Source organism: Pantoea sp. GABEPS69, assembly GCF_045780835.1.
In the GTDB taxonomy this organism is placed as follows: domain Bacteria; phylum Pseudomonadota; class Gammaproteobacteria; order Enterobacterales; family Enterobacteriaceae; genus Pantoea; species Pantoea septica.
This window is the reverse complement of sequence record NZ_CP118619.1, coordinates 147,493-167,059: the sequence shown is the minus strand read 5'-3', so window position 1 is coordinate 167,059 and position 19,567 is coordinate 147,493. Positions and strand designations below refer to the sequence as shown.

At 56.9% G+C, this 19,567-nt stretch carries 22 protein-coding genes; 9 read left to right on the top strand and 13 right to left on the bottom strand.

The genetic code is table 11. From position 1 onward, the window contains the following. The first annotated feature begins 24 nt into the window (after window positions 1-24). Together PVE98_RS20665 and PVE98_RS20660 are read left to right on the top strand one after the other, a co-directional pair. Window positions 25-486: a YlaC family protein gene (locus PVE98_RS20665; RefSeq protein ID WP_096074053.1), complete on the top strand. Its 462-nt coding sequence runs from the start codon at window positions 25-27 to the stop codon at window positions 484-486. Between the two features lie 80 nt (window positions 487-566). After that, entirely contained in the window at window positions 567-824 is a 258-nt protein-coding gene (locus PVE98_RS20660) for a hypothetical protein (protein ID WP_096074054.1), read from the top strand. 244 nt (window positions 825-1,068) lie between these two features. Here the strand turns inward: PVE98_RS20660 and PVE98_RS20655 are convergent, their stop codons facing one another. The 3 genes from PVE98_RS20655 to PVE98_RS20645 form a co-directional block, all read right to left on the bottom strand. Further along, a complete protein-coding gene (locus PVE98_RS20655) occupies window positions 1,069-1,344 on the bottom strand; it encodes a biofilm development regulator YmgB/AriR family protein (RefSeq protein ID WP_033748469.1) in 276 nt (91 codons plus the stop codon). Window positions 1,345-1,451: 107 nt separating this feature from the next. Beyond that, window positions 1,452-1,679, bottom strand: coding sequence for a regulatory protein YcgZ (gene ycgZ / locus PVE98_RS20650; protein ID WP_033748467.1), 228 nt, complete (start codon window positions 1,677-1,679; stop codon window positions 1,452-1,454). A 290-nt stretch (window positions 1,680-1,969) separates the two neighbouring features. Next, complete coding sequence (locus PVE98_RS20645; protein WP_033748465.1) at window positions 1,970-2,278, bottom strand: hypothetical protein; 309 nt, start codon at window positions 2,276-2,278, stop codon at window positions 1,970-1,972. A gap of 413 nt (window positions 2,279-2,691) precedes the next feature. On the opposite strand from PVE98_RS20645, the gene PVE98_RS20640 reads away from it, so the two are divergent. After that, window positions 2,692-3,864, top strand: coding sequence for a diguanylate phosphodiesterase (locus PVE98_RS20640; protein WP_096074055.1), 1,173 nt, complete (start codon window positions 2,692-2,694; stop codon window positions 3,862-3,864). A gap of 120 nt (window positions 3,865-3,984) precedes the next feature. After that, the gene (locus PVE98_RS20635) at window positions 3,985-4,617 is read left to right on the top strand and encodes an alanyl-tRNA editing protein (protein WP_096074056.1); all 633 of its coding nucleotides are present in this window, start codon (window positions 3,985-3,987) and stop codon (window positions 4,615-4,617) included. A gap of 197 nt (window positions 4,618-4,814) precedes the next feature. Here the strand turns inward: PVE98_RS20635 and PVE98_RS20630 are convergent, their stop codons facing one another. Next, window positions 4,815-6,308: a carboxylesterase gene (locus PVE98_RS20630; protein WP_096074057.1), complete on the bottom strand. Its 1,494-nt coding sequence runs from the start codon at window positions 6,306-6,308 to the stop codon at window positions 4,815-4,817. Window positions 6,309-6,380: 72 nt separating this feature from the next. Continuing rightward, window positions 6,381-7,556, bottom strand: coding sequence for a YbfB/YjiJ family MFS transporter (locus PVE98_RS20625; protein ID WP_096074058.1), 1,176 nt, complete (start codon window positions 7,554-7,556; stop codon window positions 6,381-6,383). 115 nt (window positions 7,557-7,671) lie between these two features. Here PVE98_RS20625 and PVE98_RS20620 point away from each other — a divergent pair, with 115 nt between their 5' ends. Both PVE98_RS20620 and PVE98_RS20615 read left to right on the top strand, forming a co-directional pair. Further along, window positions 7,672-8,466: a helix-turn-helix transcriptional regulator gene (locus tag PVE98_RS20620; protein ID WP_096074059.1), complete on the top strand. Its 795-nt coding sequence runs from the start codon at window positions 7,672-7,674 to the stop codon at window positions 8,464-8,466. A 208-nt stretch (window positions 8,467-8,674) separates the two neighbouring features. After that, complete coding sequence (locus PVE98_RS20615; protein WP_096074060.1) at window positions 8,675-9,031, top strand: hypothetical protein; 357 nt, start codon at window positions 8,675-8,677, stop codon at window positions 9,029-9,031. A gap of 50 nt (window positions 9,032-9,081) precedes the next feature. On the opposite strand, the gene PVE98_RS20610 is transcribed toward PVE98_RS20615, so the two are convergent. Further along, the gene (locus tag PVE98_RS20610) at window positions 9,082-9,390 is read right to left on the bottom strand and encodes a hypothetical protein (protein WP_033748457.1); all 309 of its coding nucleotides are present in this window, start codon (window positions 9,388-9,390) and stop codon (window positions 9,082-9,084) included. A gap of 111 nt (window positions 9,391-9,501) precedes the next feature. On the opposite strand from PVE98_RS20610, the gene PVE98_RS20605 reads away from it, so the two are divergent. Continuing rightward, window positions 9,502-9,783: a VF530 family DNA-binding protein gene (locus PVE98_RS20605; protein WP_096074061.1), complete on the top strand. Its 282-nt coding sequence runs from the start codon at window positions 9,502-9,504 to the stop codon at window positions 9,781-9,783. Between the two features lie 29 nt (window positions 9,784-9,812). Beyond that, window positions 9,813-10,415 carry a LysE family translocator gene (locus PVE98_RS20600; RefSeq protein WP_096074062.1) on the top strand — a complete coding sequence of 201 codons (603 nt, stop codon included), beginning with the start codon at window positions 9,813-9,815 and terminating at the stop codon, window positions 10,413-10,415. 113 nt (window positions 10,416-10,528) lie between these two features. On the opposite strand, the gene PVE98_RS20595 is transcribed toward PVE98_RS20600, so the two are convergent. Then, window positions 10,529-11,047, bottom strand: coding sequence for a polyketide cyclase (locus tag PVE98_RS20595; protein WP_096074345.1), 519 nt, complete (start codon window positions 11,045-11,047; stop codon window positions 10,529-10,531). Window positions 11,048-11,222: 175 nt separating this feature from the next. On the opposite strand from PVE98_RS20595, the gene PVE98_RS20590 reads away from it, so the two are divergent. Continuing rightward, entirely contained in the window at window positions 11,223-12,128 is a 906-nt protein-coding gene (locus PVE98_RS20590; RefSeq protein ID WP_096074063.1) for a LysR family transcriptional regulator, read from the top strand. 41 nt (window positions 12,129-12,169) lie between these two features. On the opposite strand, the gene PVE98_RS20585 is transcribed toward PVE98_RS20590, so the two are convergent. The 6 genes from PVE98_RS20585 to xylB all read right to left on the bottom strand — a co-directional run bounded on the left by PVE98_RS20585 (window position 12,170) and on the right by xylB (window position 19,565). Next, window positions 12,170-12,487, bottom strand: a complete 318-nt coding sequence (locus tag PVE98_RS20585; protein WP_033749069.1) for a YciI family protein — start codon at window positions 12,485-12,487, stop codon at window positions 12,170-12,172. Window positions 12,488-12,677: 190 nt separating this feature from the next. Beyond that, a complete protein-coding gene (locus tag PVE98_RS20580) occupies window positions 12,678-14,129 on the bottom strand; it encodes a flagellin (protein ID WP_096074064.1) in 1,452 nt (483 codons plus the stop codon). Window positions 14,130-14,448: 319 nt separating this feature from the next. Then, window positions 14,449-15,456, bottom strand: a complete 1,008-nt coding sequence (locus PVE98_RS20575; protein ID WP_407568605.1) for a substrate-binding domain-containing protein — start codon at window positions 15,454-15,456, stop codon at window positions 14,449-14,451. Window positions 15,457-15,492: 36 nt separating this feature from the next. After that, window positions 15,493-16,512: an ABC transporter permease gene (locus PVE98_RS20570; RefSeq protein WP_369799136.1), complete on the bottom strand. Its 1,020-nt coding sequence runs from the start codon at window positions 16,510-16,512 to the stop codon at window positions 15,493-15,495. 33 nt (window positions 16,513-16,545) lie between these two features. Further along, window positions 16,546-18,051: a sugar ABC transporter ATP-binding protein gene (locus PVE98_RS20565; RefSeq protein ID WP_051905563.1), complete on the bottom strand. Its 1,506-nt coding sequence runs from the start codon at window positions 18,049-18,051 to the stop codon at window positions 16,546-16,548. After that, window positions 18,048-19,565 (bottom strand): xylulokinase, encoded by a 1,518-nt coding sequence (xylB, locus tag PVE98_RS20560; RefSeq protein ID WP_096074065.1) that lies wholly within the window; start codon window positions 19,563-19,565, stop codon window positions 18,048-18,050. The genes PVE98_RS20565 and xylB overlap by 4 nt, the downstream gene beginning before the upstream one ends. Window positions 19,566-19,567 lie beyond the last annotated feature (2 nt).

Sequence of the window (19,567 nt, the reverse complement as noted above, 5' to 3'; positions counted from 1 at the left end):
TTGTTTTTAGCTGAGAGTGGTTACATGTATAACGAATTAGAAAGTCTGTTGCAGCAAGAATTAGACCAAATAAACCGCGCTGAAAATCGCAATGATCGACCCTATTTTGACATCTCCTTTATTAAGCAATATCCAGGACTGTATGGCCTGATGTGCTTTCTGTTTGTGATTACCATGGGCGTGCTGCTTTATTCCTCATCCTTCGGCACCATTGAATATATTGTTTGCTGCGCTATTTTCGCCGTCTGTAATTTCTTCTTCTTTTTTCATATCAATCCCGCCTACAGAGTAAAAGATATTGACAGAGGCGCGCTGAAAAATTGCTATACCGGCGACTGGTATATGGAAGTTCACGTACGCGACGCTTTTATTCAGTCGCTGCTTGCCGGTGACGTGCTTAGCGCCGATGAAAAGGCGCGCTTAAAGAGCCAGTATGACAAGAAAGGCTATCTCTACTTTGCGGATATCTACCGCCTCAGGCGTTAGTTTAGCGAGAGCACAGGATGCCCTGCAGTTCGCTATTCCTGTGCTAAGCTTTTTCCAGGTTTCAGGCGAGACGAGGAAATATGGAAAATAATTCAAACGAGAAGATGACGAATATTGTTATCGGCGAAGCCGTTATGCAGCTGGTGAGCGCGGGCGCCGATATCTCATGGCGCACAGTGACGGAAACGCTGCAGCTTCAGCTTAAAATGGAGCAGGACAGCGAGCGCCTGATGGCGATGCGCCATGCGATCAATCAGGTGCATGACGAACTGCGCGCGCACTACGGAACGCACGGTTCGCTGACGGGGCGTCCGTCAGCGGAAAGATTGCTGCACTAGCGCGTTATTCGTTTATGCCCTCTCCTTCGCTCTCAGAAAATTCCTTTTCTTATCATAGAGACTTTCGCTGACGCGCTCGCGTGCCAGGCTAAAGAGAGTGAAATAAACGAAAACAGGAGAGAGAGTGATGAAAATCTGGATTGCCGTTTCCCTTGCCGCCGCAGTGAGCTGTTCGGTTATGGCGTCGCAGGGTCAGTTTGAAACGGCTGCGCCGGCGCCCGCAGGCCAGACGGCGCATCGCTGATTAGATTCCTTCGTCGTCCGGCGTGCGGCCTACCACGATTTCCAGGCAGTGACGCAGTACATCAAGATGCACCACGTCGGTGGTGCTCTCCAGTTCAGCGATCAGATAAAGAATAATCGCTTTGCTGGTGACGCGTTTGCCATGAATTACGATATCGCGAATAACGCCATCCAGCACGCGAGACTCCGCTTCCAGACGATCGCCCGCTTCGCGGAAGTGATGAATAATGTCGGCTTCTGCAGATGCGCTCTGCTGAGCATTCGATTGAATTTGCATAGTATGTTCTTTTAGTATGGCCTGCGAGCATGGTGCAGCGCCGTCAAATAATGGTTGCTCAGGCTGAGCCCAGCAGCTCATCCTGAACCAGTTTCTACATCGGGCGATTAGCGGCTGAACAGCATGCCAATGAGCAGATGAAGCTGCTGCTCTTCTTCCGGCCCCGTCGCCTGCTCCAGGCGACGGATCAGACGCGAACACAGCGCCTTGCGATTCAGGTTTTGGCCAGCGCGCAGAATCTCTGTCACAACCTGACCCAGAGTTTCCTGCTGCGACGGCAGCGCGGTGGTGCTGATATAGCGAACTGTGTCTGCGATTACGACGTTCTGGCGCATGGTAAACCCTCTGCGTTAACAAGCGATTAAATAGTGGTCGTCAAAACCTGCAGTAAAGTTATACAACTCCTGCAAAGTTGTACAGCCCTAGCGAGGTTGTACAGGTCTTATTTTTGTGCAAAAAGTGCTACATCGCCTGAAAAGCCCGTTTTTACGGGCTTTCAGCGACTTAAAAGGCTTAGGTAAAGTTGTACAACTTTGCAGGTGGTGCAATCAGGCGCAGATAAAGAAGGTGTCGTCCCTGACAACGGTCTCCGGCCGGGACGCGTCAGACGCGCCCGATAATGAGGTTATCTTTCATCGTCGTTTTCCGGCCGGAGCCGGATGACGTCCTCGCTGTGTTTTCCATCATCTTCCCGCCCTGCGACTGTCAGCCAGTGCAGTTCGGATCGATCCCGGATGTCATGATGTTGATAGCTCTTCAGCCAGCGTCTGGCCTCCGAGATAGCCGTTAGCCTTGCGGCGTGGGTTTCATTTTCAGCCATCCGACTCAGCTCAGCGATGAGTGTCTCAACGCTTATTTCTTTCTCACCGAGAGCCAGGCTGATGACAGCTTCGCCAATAATGGCGTGACCTTTCTCGTCGTTGTGAAATAACACGTAGTCTCCTTTTGTTGCGAATTAGACATAACCTCATTTGTCAGTTTAGTAACCGCAAACCTGTACAGAATTTTATTTTTGTAAAGAGCTGCCGTTTGGCTTAAAAACACCTGGCTCTGAACATGGTAAAAACTTGTAAAAACTGCAACTTTCTTTCAAGCGAAGCGGTAGTTCAGAATAAATTTTAGGTTAAAATATTTAATCACAATAAATACATCAAATTACGAAAATGCCAATTTGAATCTTCTTATTGCTGACGGTGAAAAAGCAGCATAGTTATCTTTTTTATTCAGCCGCTCTCGCTAAAACGAGCAGGATTAATCCTGTTATCGCACAAATTACTCAGCGTTAATTGGCGTTGACCTGCCTGTTGCTGTTAATGTGGCCGCGACAATCACGTAACCGGAGCATTCATGCTTACAACAATAATTTACCGCAGCCATCTCTCTGACGAGGTGCCTGTAAAATCTCTTCCTGGCATGGTGGATAAAGCCAGCCAGCTGAATGCGTCCCATGAAGTGACCGGCATTCTGCTGTTTAACGGCACCCACTTTTTCCAGATCCTGGAGGGGCCGGAGGCGGGCGTGCTGGATATTTATAGCCGCATCTGCGCCGACAAGCGCCATCATAACGTTGTCGAGCTGATGCGCGACTATTCGCCGTCGCGCCGTTTTGGCAACGCCGGTATGGAGTTGTTCGATCTGCGCGAGCATGAGCGGTCCACTGTTCTGCAGGCTGTGCTGGATAAGGGCACCTCGCGCTATCGTCTCACCTACGACGATCGCGGCTTACAGTTCTTACGCACCTTTGTCGAGTCGCGCGAAAAAGAGAACTATTTTGAAGTGCCGCCGGTTGAATACTGGGACTTTATTGCAGACCAGACGGGCGCCTCAGACGCCTGGCCCGCCAATCACGGCGTGACCTTTAAGCCAGTTATCGATCCGCTGGGTCGTCAGGTCACGGCGATTGAAGCTATCGCTACGCTGAATGGAGAGGTTGCGCTTGAAGGTTTGCCGAAATATCAGGCCAGCCTGAACGCCGCCAGACAGGCTTTCGACCAGGCGGGCAGAGCCTGTCCGGAAGGTATGCCGCTCTACGTCAGCCTGCTGCCGATGACGCTGGTCGCCATTCCTGAGGCGGTGCGCATTATTGTGGATGAGATCCGTAGCGCCGGACTGGTGCCGGAGCAGGTGATTATCGGCGTCAGCGAAACAGAGGTCATTTCTCAGCTCGATGCGTTTTCAACTGCAGTGAGACAGCTCAAGGAAGCGGGCATCAGCTTGTCGATCGATAACTTCGGCGACGGTTCGGCAGGACTTTCCATGCTGACCCGCATTCAGCCCGACCGTATTCGTATCGGCGCAGGCATTATCCGCGACGTACACCGCAGCGGCCCGCGGCAGGCGGTGGTTCAGGCGATTATCAAGTGCTGCTCCGCGCTGGAAATCACCGTCATTGCCGCCGGCATTGAACGTCCGGAAGAGTGGATGTGGCTGGAAGCGGCAGGCGTAATCAACTTCCAGGGCCGTCTGTTCAGCGATACCGGCGCCGCCGTCGCCTGGCCGGAGCTTCGCGAAGCGATTTAACGGATTGCCCGTCGAGCAGGGATGCTCGCACACTACCTTCCCTTCCTACCTCCTCGCCCTTTTTTATTCCACGCAGACTCAGTATGCTGCCTCCTGTCTTTCTTTTTTACAGGAGTTGCCGTGACTGAAAAACGCTATTTCGCCAGCGATGCGCTTGAGACAGAAAGCCAGGTAATAAGCTGCACGCCGCAGAGCGACGATCGTTTCTGCGTCATTCTTTCTGCCACGCTGTTCCATCCGCAGGGCGGCGGGCAGCCCTCTGACAGAGGCACGATTAACGGCGTAAACATGCTGCAGGCGGTGCAGGATGGCGACCAGGTGCTTCATTTTACCGATGCCCCGCTGGAGACGGGTCCGGCGCAGCTAAAGGTTGACGCCGGACTGCGCGCACTTCACTCACGCTACCATTCCGCCGGCCATCTCATCGGCCTCGCAGGAGAGAAATATGGCTGGCTGGGCGTAAAGGGAAACCATAAGCCGGGCGAAGGACGCATCGTTTTTGACGCCGTCGCGCCCTTAACGCCCGTTACCCTTGACGAGCTTAATGCCGATGCGGCGGCGCTGGTTCAGCGTGGCGACAGCCGCGTTATCAGCGAAACGGCGGGCAAACGAATGGTGACCTGGGGCGATCTCAAACCCTACGCCTGTGGCGGTACCCACGTGCAGAATACGCTGGAGATCGGCAACATTCGTATCCTTAAGCTCAAAGAGAAAAAAGGCCAGCTCTCGGTTCAGTATGAACTGGATGCCTGACCCTGAAGCCGGCCGGCTACTGCCTGTCAGAGATATAGACAGAACGTTGCGTAGTTCACACAGAAAATCCCTGCCGCTGCGCTATGATTAACAGGTAACACACAGCAAAGTGTTGCCTACGAAATCAAGAAACTAACGACACGCTCTGTTGCCCGCCTTGCGCGGGCTTTTTTGTTTAGCGTCTCTCCCGTCGCAACCTAGCGGCCGATGCAGGCGCGGTAATCCTCTGCGCCGCTGCAGGCAATCTGCGCATTGATGCGCGCCATCATCTCGCTGAAAAAGGGATTCGACGTAGCGCGCATAAAGGTTTCCGGACCCACGGTCAGACTGCTGGTTTCGCCGCGCAGCGAGATGTCGCCCAGCGAAATGCCGTAGCGGTTTTTCTTGTCAGGCTGCTCGCCATAGAGATCGTCGTTCAAGGGAAAAGGCACGGCGATATGCGACAAAGAGAACATATCCTGCGGCCACGCAAGGGTTAAAGGTTTGACCCGCTCCTCAACCTCGCCCGCATTAATGGTGCGCGCCTCCGTTTGATAAGTCACCGGCGTGCGGTTGGTGATCACGCTGGCGGCGTAAGCGCGCGGCGCGGCTGGCAGCAGACGGCTCACCGCCGAGGGGAGCGGCGCGCGGAACAGCGCGCTCATATTGGCCGCCTGATTGATATCAAAAATCACCAGACTGCTGCCGTTGCGCGGCAGATAGCGATAGAGCGCATCGACCACCGCGCGGGTGCTTACCGTGGCGTCCATTACCGACTGAAAGGTCAGCACGGGCGCCAGCGCGCTGATCTGCCCGCTACGCGCCGCCTGAACGATCTGCGCCTGCAACGCCTGCGTCAGCAGCCAGGACTGGCGCGCGGCGTTTACGGGAAACGAATTGTATTTAAAAGGGTTATATTCCGGCGCCACGTTGAGCCAGGCGGTTCGGGCGAAGGCGGGAAACAAGGCGGGCCAGCCCGCAATACCGGCGAAGCGGGCATAGCCGGTGACGCCGATCATCGGTGACAGCAAAACGATCTGCTGCGGCGCGCGTAGCTGTTTGTCGCTCAGGCTCTCCAGCGCATATTTCATCGCCAGCGCGCCGCCGTTGGAGTAGCCCACCAGATGCAGCGGCCGCTGCGCGCCCGCCAGCCGGGTCGCCTCCCGCACCGCCAGTCGGGTGGCCGCCATCCAGCTCTGCCAGTCGACCGCCGTGAGCGAGCCCGGCGCCGTGCCATGCCCCGGCAGCCGCGGCGCAACCGCGACAAAGCCGCGCTGCTGATAATCCTTAGCCAGATAGCGCACGCTGTAGGGCGCGTCGGTCAGCCCATGCAGCAGCACCACCGCGCCCCGAATTTCTCCTTTGGGCATCAGAATAAACGAACGATTCCAGTCGGTATCGAAGCGCGCCGGATAAACTGCGCTGCCGGGATAAAAGCGGTTCAGCGCGTTTTTATCCTCATCGCTCAGCGCATCGTTCAGCTCGGCTTTCATCTCCTGAAAGATGCGCGCTTCCCGCTGCTGATAATCGGCGAAGCTGGCGCGATCTATCTCATCGGCCGACATCTCGTCGGCCACCCAGCTGTGCCAGCGATGCAGCGACGGTCCCTGCTCCGACTGATAAATACGACCAATAAAGAAAACCAGCAGCAGAACAGCGATGCCGATCAGCGCCCGTCTGGCCAGGGTCAGGATTGTATGAGTGCGTGCCATCTGTTGATCCTTTCGAAAGCAGACGGCGATTTTGGATCAGAAGCCGCCGCGCCACCAGACCGGCGCGTTTTTTTAGCGTTTAATCGCGATGCCCACGATCAGGCCGCCGAGCGCCAGACCGGCTGCCGCCAGCAGCAGCGCAGGATGCAGCGAGTGAAACAGCATGACGCTTCCCGAAGAGACCAGCGGGCCGATTAGCTGCCCGCTGGCGTAGCCGGACGTCAGCACCGCCACGGTGCGAGCCATCGCGCCGGAGGAGAGATCGCGCGCCAGCCGCATCGAGAGCTGCATAATTGAAAGAAAGCCGAGGCCGGTAAGCAGCGTGGCGATGAACAGCCCCTTCACGTCAGGGAAAATCACTACGCTGGCGACGCCGATGCCCTGCGCCACCATCGCCGCAGCCAGCGCGGCCTGGATATTGAGGCGCGCCGCGAAGGCGATCACCAGCAGCACGCCCGCCACCGCAGAGAGGCCGAACAGCGGCCAGAAGAGCGCCGCCTGATTGCCGCTGGTAAAAAAGCTGTGCGCCATCTGGGACAAAAAGGTGGCGGGCAAAATATAGCCGAAGCCCGCCAGGCTATAGGCCGCCAGCAGCCTTTTCAGGTTGCGGTTGAAGGGTTCCGACTTAGCCGACCGATCCGCAGACGGCAACGAGACCGGCAGCCGGTTGAAAATCAGCAGCGCCGCAGCGGCGGCGACCAGCCCGTAAACCAGCCACGCCTGCGAGGCGCGCAGGCCGCAGGCCGCACCGCCCCAGGCCAGCAGGCCGGTTAACGCGATGCCGATGCCGGGGCCGGTAAACACCGCAGCCGATAGCCTGGGCGCCCGATGGCTCGCCAGCGTCAGCTGCGTCCATGAGGTAACGATAATCAACGCCCAGGCGCCGCCTACGCCAGACAGAAAGCGAAACAGGCACTGTAAGGTAAAATCGGCTGTCGCGGCAGAGAGCAGCGTCACCAGCACCGTGGCAACCAGTCCCGTTTTTAAATAGACGGCATGATGTTTCGTTAAGCGGCTGGCGTGCAGCGCGCCCAGCAGATAGCCGATATAGTTCATCGCCGCCAGAATGCCCGCGCTGGAGAGCGTCAAGGCTCCTTCCTTAATCATCAATGGGATTTGCGGGGTTAAAGAGAAGCGGCCAATTCCCATTACCGCCACCAGCGTCAGGATGCCGGTAAGCAGCGTACCGATGGCGCCCGGCAGACGATGGCTGGAAGGGTTGCGCTCCGACAGGTGTTGATTCGACATATTTTTGCTTTTTTCTCGCTAAGTCACTTAATCTTGCGGCCAGTGTAAAACCGCATGACCTGACGAAAAATGGGGCCAGTTATCCTATGACCAGAGGTCATACCCAGGAGTACAGATGACGCGCAACGAGAACATAAAGAACTTTCTGGTTCACCACCGCGCGCGCGTTGATCCGGAAGTTTATGGCTTCAGCAACTGCCAACGGCGCGTGCCGGGCCTGCGTCGGGAAGAGGTAGCCCAGCTCGCCGCCGTCAGCGTCAGTTGGTACACCTGGCTGGAGCAGGGTCGCGACATTCGCATCTCCCCGTCTGCGATCCAGCGCATCGGCAAGGTGCTGCAGCTCTCGCCCACCGAGCAGGATTACCTCGAGGCGCTGATTTTCGGCAAAAAGAATCCCCCCGATGGCCCGAAAGCGATTCCGCGCGAGGTGATCGCCATGGCAGACGCCCTGTCGCCGCATCCCGCTTTTATTCGCCGCGCCAATATGGATATTCTTTACTGGAATGAAGCGGCTCGCGTCCGGCTATTTGACTGGTCGACGATCCCTGAAGCCGATCGCAACTCGCTAAAACTGCTTTTTATTAATGAGGGATATAAGCAGAAAATTCACGACTGGGAACAGGCAGCCAGACACAGCATCGCCGCCTTCCGCGCCTATTACGCCGCCAGCAACCAGAGTGAAGCCTTTGAAGAGGTGATTCGCGATCTCGCTGCGCGCAGCGATCTATTTCGCACCATGTGGCACGCGCAGGACGTCAATAAAGTCGGCGCGGGCAATAAAGCGATCGTCGAGCGCGATGGAACGATAAATCATTACACCTATACCGCGCTGGAGGTGGAAAGCGCGCCCGGCATTTTCCTGATTTTTTATCTTGCCGCGACGCCTGGCGGCCTGGGAGGCGCAGCGTAAAAATGTGCGCAGCGCCACAGCGGCTTTTTTAAAATCGATCATAATTACAGGTTGAATTAAAAATAACCCTGCGCTGAATAATATTGTCGCCATGTGGTAAATAACTCGCCATCTCATATACTCACCTTATGCGGCGCTAAGCGTAAATTAGCTCGCAGGCAGATTCATCCAGCCTTAGCATTATTTCGATCTGACGGAGAGCTTTCCGATGCGTAATTTTACGTTACCGCTGTTGATCGCCCTTTTTATGCTGAGCGGCTGCCAGGCGACGCCGCAGGAAGCAAGAATGAAATCCGCCGACTTTCATCAGGTTAGCGGCCGAAGCGCCGGACAGTTAAGTGAGTGCATCTATCGAGGCTGGTCATCCACCGAAGTTGTGCAAAAAGATAATACTACCCATCTGGAACATGAAAACCAAAGAGTGACGGTTTATACCTGGGAAAACTCGATGTTCGCCGATATCTATAAACGCGGCGCAGGATCGGAGGTGCGTTTTTATAAAACCTTTACCATGGGGCCGGAAGTGCTTGCCGATCGCAGTCGCATTGTGAAACTTTGCGCCTGACGCAGGATTATATCGGCTGGCCGATGCCAGCCGATATCTGTTAATTAACGCTAGCGTCGGCCTTTAATTACCGAGGCTTTCCAGCTGAAATCGGAGACTTCGCTCTCCTTCATCGCTTCGGGTTTCTTTCTGCGCGTCGGCGTCTTTTTGGCTTTTTCGGCCTGGGCTTTTTGTTTCGCCAGCTTCACGCTCATAATCTGCTGCCGGGCTTCGGCGGTAAACTCTTTCTCTTTCTTGACGTCCGGCTCTTTGCCGGTGCGCTGGCGATACTTTTCGATTAACCCTTTTAAAACGCCATCTACCGCCAGCCGCTCATCCGGGTCGAACTGGTCGATGGAGATCATCTTTTTATCGTTCATAGCGTATCGTCCTGAGTGAATTCACAGCGGTGAGTGTACTCTGAATAGTGATTGATTGCTGCTGCTTCGGCTTTCTTGTACCCTTTCCGGTCCATATAAAGAGGACTTTTCATGACCGATCATCGCGCGAAAGACCCGCTGCACGGCGTCACGCTTGAAATGCAGGTAAATGCGTTAGTGACGCGCTTTGGCTGGCTGGAACTGAGTAAGCGGATCAATATCAACTGCTTCAAAAACGATCCGAGCGTTAAATCGAGCTTAAAATTTTTGCGTCGTACGCCCTGGGCGCGCGCCGAAGTGGAAGCCCTTTATCTCGACTCGCTGAATGAACCCGCTGCTAAAGCCAGCACCGAGCCGGCATTTAATCCCTGGACGGCCGGTCGGGATAAGTAGTCGGGCGCTGGAACGGCTATCCTCGATCTATGAATATCGATCTGCTGGGTTTCTTGCCCGCACTGCTGCCTGTAGCCCTCTCGCCCGGCGCCAGCTTTACGCTGGTGATGAACAGCGCGTTAGCCGGCGGGCGTAAAGGGCTTTACCGGACGCTGACTGGAACAGCGATAGGCATCTATACCCATGCGCTGCTTATCGGGCTAGGTATCACCGCTGTTATCGCGTCGGCACCGCTGCTCTCTGGCGCACTGCAAATCGCTGGTACGCTCTATCTTCTCTGGCTCGGCATCCAGCTCATTCGCAGCGGTCTCCGCGCCAGGCAGACGGCGCCTGAAAAGCCTGTCGCTTCCGTTACGGTAAAAGAGGCCTGGCTCGCTAACGTCCTCAACCCCAAAGCCGTTATGTTCTATCTGACGGTGGTTTCGCCGTTTGCCGGCCGTCATGGCGGCCTTTCATCCTTTCTGGTGTTGGCCACGGTTCATATCGTGGTGATGAGCGTCTGGCTGCTTGCCGTTAGCCATGCCCTGATTTTCTCGGCGAGAAAGGCCGACCCCGCCCGCCTTAAAAAATATGTCAATATCGCTGGCGGGCTGGTGCTCATTTTTATTTCGGTAAAAGGCCTGATGCGCTGACCTTATCGCATTCTCCTGAGGCTTATTCACCGCTTAAAGACGGAATGGCGAAACGAAGATGCGTAAGCCGGGTATCAGCAACGCCGCTGTCGGCATCATCCAGCGAGTGTCAGTCAGCGCGACTGCCGCGCGCGCGCCGCTGCGATCAGCCCGTCCAGCCACTCCTGATGACCATTGATCATGGGATTGGGTTTCGCCTTTGCCAGCTCTTTAGCGGGTTTGCCGTTCTGTACCTCTTGCGTAAGGATGCGCACGCGCTTGTCTGATAAATCTTCAATCAGCCAGGCGTGCAGGACATCCAGCCGATCGTCGCTGCCCTCTTCTCCCGCCCAGCCGTGCCAGGAAAGACGCGCGGGCTCGCCCTCTGTGGGCGCAACATATTCAGTCACCTGCGCCTCTACCGGGAAGCCGAAGGTTTCAAAGTAGAATCGGACATCCTGCGCCAGCTCGGGGCCTTTATCGTCATAAAAGCGCGGATTCGCTGAGTTCTGATAATAACTCGGCCATAGCGACGGCTGGTTCAGCAGCGGCCAGATCTCCCTGCTGCTCAGGCCGGAAACAATCACTTCATTAGAACAAAAATTGTCGCTGAAGCCCGGCACAAAACCGTCGGGCCAGTTAATGGCATTCATTTTCATCGCTTTTCTCCTGGATTACGGGGCTACCAGCCTCGGTAGCGAACAAAACAAGTATCAAATTGCGCAAGAAATAAGGCCAATCGCCATTTATTATCTTTGATATTCGCCATGCTAATATCTGGCGATGCATCAACGCTCTTTTAACGCTCATCCCTTAACGCTGGAGTCTATGAAAACCGATATCCGCACCCTCGATCTCAATCTGCTCAAAACCCTCGACGCGCTGCTCGATGAGCGCAGCGTGACGCGCGCGGCAGAACGATTATCGCTCACTCAGCCTGCCGTCAGCGGCATGCTTACGCGCCTGCGCGAATGTTTTGACGATCCGCTTTTTACCCGCACGCAGCGCGGCATTATTCCGACGCTGCGCGCCCTTGAGCTGGCGCAACCGGTGAAAACCATACTGGCGGAAGTCGCGGAGCTGTTGCAGCCGAAAGCTTTCGATCCGGCGACGGCGGAGATGACCGTCCGGATTGCCGCCACCGATTATGCCTTGCGTGCGGTAATCGTGCCGTTTATGGCGGCGTTGCGCCGTCAGGCACCGGGCATTCGCGTGGCGATCACGCCCGTCAGCAGCCAGCCTCTCACGGCGCAATTTGAGCGCGGCGCTATTGATATTGCCCTGATTACGCCCGACAGCGCGCCCGATGGTCTGCATGCGCGCGCCCTGTTCGATGAGGAATATGTCTGTTTGATGCGGCAGGATCACCCGCTGGCGCAGCAAGACGGCTTAACCCTCGATAGCTTTTGCGCGCAGGATCATGCGTTATTCTCTTATGCGGATGGCAGTTTTAGCGGCGTTACCGATGAGGCGCTGGCGGCCCTTGGCCGAACGCGCCGCGTGACGCTCTCGGTGTGCAGCTTTCTGGTGCTGCCGGAGATACTGCGCGTTAGCGATTTGCTTAGCGTGGTGCCGCGTCGGCTGACGCGCGATCTGCCTGGCTTGAGTGTACTGCCGCCGCCGCTGACGATTCCCGGCTTTAGCAAGATAGCCGTCTGGCACGAGCGAACGCACCGGGATGCGGGACATCGCTGGGTCCGCGCGCTTCTGTTTGCGACTGCGCAACAGGGGTGAGGTTTAGGCGCGTCTGGCGAACGGCAAAGATGCCCGGGCAGTCATGCGGCTGGCGGCTGGGAAGAGGCTTCTGAAAGCATGTCGCTAAATGCCAGACTCCAGGCGTGGATCTCCACAGAGGCCCTTAATCCATGTACCCAAAAAGGATCTTCAGCAAAAAGGTTAAAGGCATCCTCTTCAGTAGCGGCTTCAACAATCCATAAAGCGCCAATGGGGTGATCGTTGTGCTTTTCACGTAAAGACCCGGCGATCTTGATGACGTCTCTTCTGAGTTTCAGCCACGCAATATGCGCGTCGAAATAGCGCTCTCGGACGCCTGACTGAGCTGAATGATCGGTAAATCGAATAGCGAATAGCATGGCTTGCCCTCTTTCCAGCACCTTGAAACACTTCAGGATAAGTGCTTCACACTCTAATATAAATTCACCCGCTACAGGCGCTTTATCCTGGTGGCAGCTAGAGAAAAAGAGAAAGAAACCATCCCTGGTGATATGGAGAAAAAAGCGGGCGCGTTAACCGGCGTGACGGGAACTAAACAGCAGCGGCACCTTAGCTGCGCAGCAGCGTCAGCACCATGTCCGGCGTCTGATTGGCGATTTTCATTACCGCATTTTGACCCTGCTGCAGGATCTGCGTCTGCGCGAGGCGGCTCGCTTCCTGCGCGTAGTCCGCATCCTGAATGCGGCTACGCGCCGACTGCGTATCGACGCTCTGCTGCGCCAGCACCGTTCTGTTCGATTCGTAGCGGTTAATCTTCGCGCCGTAGTAGGAACGGTAGGCGCTCACTTTCTCCAGCGCCGCATCCAGCGCTTTCGTGGTGACGGAAATATCGGCGCTGGTTAACAGCGTCGTATTCTTCAGCCCCAGCGTTTTCAGGTCAGCGGGCGTCGGCTTCAGGGTATCGAACTGCATCTGCTGACCGAAATCGGCGCTGGTCACGACGTCAAAATGCTGGCTCTTAATGGGCGGCACCGCGGGTTGAGTCACCGGCTCCGGCAGATCTCCCCAGGTGAGCTGACTGGTGAAAGAGCCGTTGCCCACCACGACCACAATCAGATCTTCGGTCACCTTATCCAGGCTGATACGCTCCAGCGGATTGGTCTGGATAGTGCCGTTGTTATAGGCCCCGGTAGATGTATCCTCATAACGATCCCCATCCCCGCTATAGCTGATGTTCATGCCGTTGTAGCTCATCGAGGCGCTGCCGCTCAGCGACCAGCTCGCCCCGCCCTGAAGCAGCTGGGAATCGTCATAGGCGGCGCCGCTGTCAAAACCGTTGGCGCTGGTCAGCAGCGACGTCGTTGCGGTAGCGTCATCGGTGATCCCTTTGCTTACCCAGGTAAAGTCGGGATCGCTGCCGTTGATCGGCGTGCCAACCAGATGCTTGCCGTCGCGCGTAAACAGCTGTAAATCGTCATCCTGACCCAGCGAGTCGATACTGATGGTAATGTTGGTAGCGCCCGCCGGAATATAAGCCAGCGGTATCACGCCGGAGGTGAACGAATAGCTCTGATTCGCGACCGGGAACTTATTTTTGATCGGCTGTACGTTGCCCAACAGCGCAGGCGGCAGCTCCGGATCGTCTGTTGCCAGCGGGTATTGACCAAATATCTCCGTCTGCTGGGAAATGTCGGTAATGCTCGCCAGAATCTGCTGATACTCGTTGTTGACGGTGGCGCGGTCAGCGTCGGAGAGCGTGCCGTTAGCGGCCTGGATCGCCAGGCTTTTGGCGCGAATAAGCTTCTCGCTGACGGTACCTAAACTGCCTTCTGCGGTTTGCGCAAGGCTGATAGCGTCGTTCAGACCGCGCGAAACCACGCTGTCTGCCTTGACGTTGGCCGTCATACGGTTGGCTATCGCCTGCCCGGCCGCATCATCTTTTGCGCTGTTGATACGCGCACCCGAGGAGAGCCGTTCAATAACCTGCCCCAGCACTGACGAGCTATTGTTTATCGATTTACTCGCTCGCGCGGCAAATTCGTTATGGTTGATTGTTAACATAGCCGCTATCTACCTTCATGGAAACTGTATGATTTATCGGCATGGCGAAAGACGGCTTTAGCTGTGAACCCAGCAGTTCCGCTGCTTTGCGGCCCAATTGCCTTTAAGTGGCTGATCGGGAATTGATTTAAGTTGCAATAATTTTACAGATTTTTTGCAGGATCGCGGGCCTGGCGCTACGCAGCTCTGCGACGACCGCGATACGGCCTGCCTGAATGCGCACGGCATATCAGGCAGGCAACGATTTTCAGTCCGAATGGTGCGCGGTTTCTTTGGCTATAAAACCAAACGCTCGCTTTTGTGCAGGCTGCAACGACCTTTACTTACGCGCATCCAGCAGCTGTTGCGCATTCTCCGGCGTCACCACCGTCCAGGGAATGTAATAGTGTTTGCTGGTGCCGCCGTTCCAGTTCAGATCTTTCGCGTACTGTTTCCAGATGTCGGACTGCGGCTGATAGCTGTCGCCTTTAGCGGCGCGCATCGCCACATCGATAGCGCCCTGCATCTGGCCTTTCGCATCCTGCAGAATGGAAACCATTTCGCCAGCCTGAACCGCATGGATAGCATCTGACACGCCGTCGACGCCTGCGATGGCGAAATCTTTCACGTTCAGGCCAGCGCCCTTAATAGCTTCAATCGCGCCCAGCGCCATTTCGTCGTTCTGGCCGATCACGCCGTTGATTTTGCCACGGTGTTTCTGCAGCCAGTTTTCCATCAGCGGCTGCGCCTCGGCGCGCGACCAGTTAGCGGTTTTGCGCTCCAGCACGGTCACCTGACCCGGGCCGCATTCGGCAATGGCTTTATCGTTGCCTTTGCCGCGCTGAATTTCACCGCTGCCGCCCTTCGGCCCTTCGATGATCACCACGTTTACTTTTTTCGTTTTGCACTGCAGCTTGTCCAGCACCGCTTTGGCTTCCAGATAACCGCCCAGCTCGTCGTTCGACACCACTTCCGAGGTCATCTCCTCGGTATTAAGGCGGGCGTTGGTGACGACGACCGGAATTTTCGCCTCGTTGGCGTTGGTGACGATATCGATATTGGCTTCAAAGTCCATGGGGTTCACGATAATCGCGTCGGCGCGAGTCTGAATGGCGGTCGCGGCCTGGTCATTTTGCACCGAGGCGTCGTAGCGTCCGTCATAAAAGGTCAATACCGCATCGCCGCTTTTCACTGACGGATGCTCTTTGCCGTAGCGCTCCATCAGCTGCACAAACTCCGCTTTGTTGCCGTACATTAGCACCGCGATTTTCACCGGCGCGGCCTGCGCCACCGCCATATTGCCCATCATCATTGCCGAGGCAAGCAATGCAATTTTGGTCATTTTCATTCTTATCTCCTGGTCGCTTTTTTTATATAAGTAGGGTTAATCGCGCTGTTGTTTACGCGACGGGTCGAGCAATACAGCCACTACAATCAAGGCGCCTTTAATGATCTGCTGGTAATAGGACTGCACGCCCAGCAGGTCGAGGCCGTTATTCATCACGCCGATAATGAGTACGCCGAAGAAGGTGCCAAGCAGCGTCCCGACGCCGCCAGCCATGCTGGTGCCGCCGATCACCACGGCGGCGATGGCGTCCAGCTCATAGCCGGCGCCGGCGCTGGTCTGCGCGGAGCCGGTGCGGGCGGTGAGGATCAGCCCGGCCACCCCCGCCAGCGCGGCGCACAGGGTATAGACCAGCACTTTGATGCGCACCACGCTAATGCCGGAGGTGCGGGCGCTTTTGGGGTTGCCGCCTACCGCATAGATGTAGCGGCCGAAAATGGTTTTGTTGAGCAGCAGCCAGGCCAGGCCGAACAGCACCACGAAGATAATCACCGGTACCGGAATGCCGGCCATATAGCCATTTCCCAGCCAGCGGAAATCGCGGTTCAGCTGCGAGACCGGATTGCCGTCGGTGGTGAGCATTGCCAGCCCGCGTGCCGCCGACAGCATGCCCATGGTGACGATAAAAGGTTGCAGACGATAGCGCGCCAGTACCGTCCCGTTAATCAGGCCGCAGACGATGCCGATGCCCAGCGCGATGATTAACGGCATCATGACCGCATGCGCGGTATCGCCAATCGCCAGTCCGCTGTTATTGGTGGCGAAACGCGCGGCGACTATGCCGCTTAGCGCCAGTACCGATCCCACCGACAGATCGACCCCGGCGGTAATGATCACGAAAGTCATGCCGATGGCGAGAATGCCGTTGATTGAGACCTGGCGCAGGACGATCAGCATATTTTCATTGCTGAGAAAGTAGTTGTTGGTCCAGGCGCCCTTCGCCACCTGTACCTCGCCGATTGCCGCGACAATCAGACACAGGACAAAGAAGGCGATAATAATGCCGTACTTGTGCATGCGGCGCTTGTTGCGCGTAAAAAACGAAACCCCGGGTGTCATAGAATGCGTACCGTTCATCTTATTATCTCTCTGTTATACCGCCAGTTTCATCAGCTCGGCCTGCGTGGCCTGCGCCGCTGTTAATTCACCGGCTAGCTGCCCGTCGCGGAAGACCAGTATGCGATCGCTCATGCCGATAATTTCCGACAACTCTGACGAGACCATAATTATCCCTTTGTTTTTCAGAGCAAATTCCGACATAAAGCGATAGATCTCTTTTTTAGCGCCCACGTCGATGCCGCGCGTAGGCTCATCCAGTAGCAGGACATCCGGATCGAGCAGCGCCCAGCGCCCCAGCACCACTTTCTGCTGGTTGCCGCCGCTCAGGTTGCCGACAATCTGATCGCCGTCCGGCGTTTTGACGTTAAAGCGTTTAATCATCTCGCTGGCGCGATCGCGTTCCTGCTTCTCATTGATAAAGCCCGACCGGCTGATGGCGCCAAAAGAAGAGATATTGATGTTCTCGCTAACCGAGCGGCAGAGAACCAGCCCCGTCTGTTTGCGGTCTTCGGTGACATAGGCGATGCCGCACCTAATCGCCTCTTTCGGTGAATGGCGTCCCAGGGTGGTGTCACCCAGCTGGATGGTGCCGCTGTCGGCATGATTGATGCCGAAGACCAGGTCGAGAAACTCGCTGCGCCCTGACCCCACCAGACCATAAATCCCCAGGATCTCGCCGCGCTTGAGATGCAGGCTGATATCTTTGATTTTGTCGCGCCAGCGCAGGTTTTTTACCTCCATCATCACCTCCTCGCCCGGCTGGTTGAACTTGGCGAATTCGCTGTCGTACTCGCCGCCGATGATGTGCTCAATCAGCTGCTCGCGGGTGATGTCGGCGATAAAACCTTCGTGGATGTAGGCGCCGTCGCGAAAGATGGTGTAGCTATCGGCGATCTGGAAAATTTCCGACAGCCGGTGCGAGACATAAATAATCCCTTTGCCTTTCTGCGCCAGCCGGGTGATGGTCTGGAAGATCTTCTGCGCATCCTCTTCCCCAATTGCGGAGGTGGGCTCGTCCATAATGATGATGTCGGCATTCGCATGGGAGAGCGCCTTGGCGATCTCCACCAGCTGCTGCTCGGCGACGCTGAGGTTGCGCATTTTCTCGGTGGCGGAGATAGTGAAATCGAGCTCTTTCAGCAGGTCGCGGGTGCGCTGATTCAGGGTGGCGAAATCGACGAAACCCAGACGGCGCGGCTCGCGCCCTAGCCAGATATTCTCCGCCACGGTCAGATCGGGAATGGCGCTCAGCTCCTGCTGTACTATCGCCACGCCTGCGGCAAGCGCATCTTTAGGATGATGAAACTCGCAGCGCTCGCCGTTGATGAAAATGCTGCCGCCGTCTGGCTGGATAAAGCCCATCAGAATACTCAGGAAGGTCGATTTTCCCGCGCCGTTGCCGCCGCACAGCGCATGGATCGAGCCACGCCGCAGGGCGAATTCAGCGTTTTTCAGCGCCACGACCGGACCAAAGGCCTTTTTTACACCGGTCACTTCCAGCAGATAAGCGGGCTGTTGCGTGTGCGGATCGCGTGTCACAGTGAAACCTCCGGGTAAGCCTGTTGCAGGCGCTGCAGGTAACGTTGATAAAGCGCGTCGTACTGCGCCTGACGTTCGGCGTCAGGCTCGGCGCGGGTTGACTCATCAAGAGAGACAAAACGCCGACAGAGATCGCTGAGCACGCTTTGCGCCTGCTGATGCGGATGGTCCGCCAGCGCGGTCGCCCACATCGCCTGAATCGCGCCGCCCAGTGCCGCCGTCTCGTTGACCTTCAGGCAAACCACCGGGCAGCCCGTCACGTCCGCCACAATCTGCCGCCAGCGCGGACTGCGTGCGCCGCCGCCGGTGAGGCGAATTTCCCGCGCCGCAATGCCCTGACGACGAAACAGATCCAGACCGTAGCGCAGACCGTAGGTAGCGCTCTCCACCACCGCCCGGCAGAGGTTGGCGCGGGTAAAGTTGTCGCTGTCGAGGTTATGCAGGCTGGCGCGCGCATGAGGCAGCGGCGGCACGCGCTCGCCGTTGAAGAAAGGCAGCATCTCTAATCCGCCGGCTCCAGGCGCGGCCTGCTCCAGCAGCCGGTTAAACCCCGCGACATCCTCTTCCAGCAGCGCCTGCACCGAGGAGGTCGCGGAGGTGACATTCATGGTGCATATCAGCGGCAGCCAGCCGTTGGTGCTGGAGCAGAAACCGGCAATGGCTTCTGTGTCGGCGACGACGGGCGCATCAGACCAGGCGAACAGTGTGCCGGAGGTGCCGAGGCTCATGGTCACGGTGCCAGCCGCGATATTGCCGGATCCGATAGCGGCCATCATATTGTCGCCGCCGCCGGTGGCGACGCGCGTGGCGGTAGAGAGGCCCAGCCTTTCCGCCGCTTCCGGACGCAGCGTGCCGATACAGCTTTCAGCGCTTTTCAGCGGCGGCAGCGCATCCCACAGTCGCCCGCTGTCGTCGATAAGCGATACCACGCGGCGATCCCATTCGCGGGTGCGCACGTTCAGCAGTCCAGTACCGGAGGCGTCGCCATACTCCGCAACGCGCTCCCCGGTCAGCCAGAAGTTAAGGTAGTCGTGCGGCAGCAGCACCGTGTGCAGACGCGACCAGAGCTCGGGATGCTGCTGTTTGAACCAGAGGATTTTCGAAGCGGTATAGCCGGTGGCGACCGTTAAACCCAACTGCGCCAGCGATCCGCTTACGCCGCCCAACTGCGCCAGCAGCGCGGCGTTCTCGTCGGCGGTTTCGGTGTCGCACCATAGCTTGACGCTGTGCAGCACCTCGCCCTGCTCGTCCAGCGGCACAAAGCCGTGTTGCTGACCCGAGACGCCCAGCGCGTTGATGCGGCGCGCATCCACGCCCGCCTGAGAAACCGCCTGCTGAAAAGCGTCCACCAGCGCCTCGATCCACCACGCCGCCTGCTGCTCGCGTCGGCCGCTGGAGTCGCTGATCAGGCGGTGCGCAGCGCTGCCCTCGCCGAGGATCACACCCTGTTCGCTGTCGACAATCACGACTTTGGTGCCTTGCGTTCCGCAGTCAATGCCCGCATAGAGCGACATGA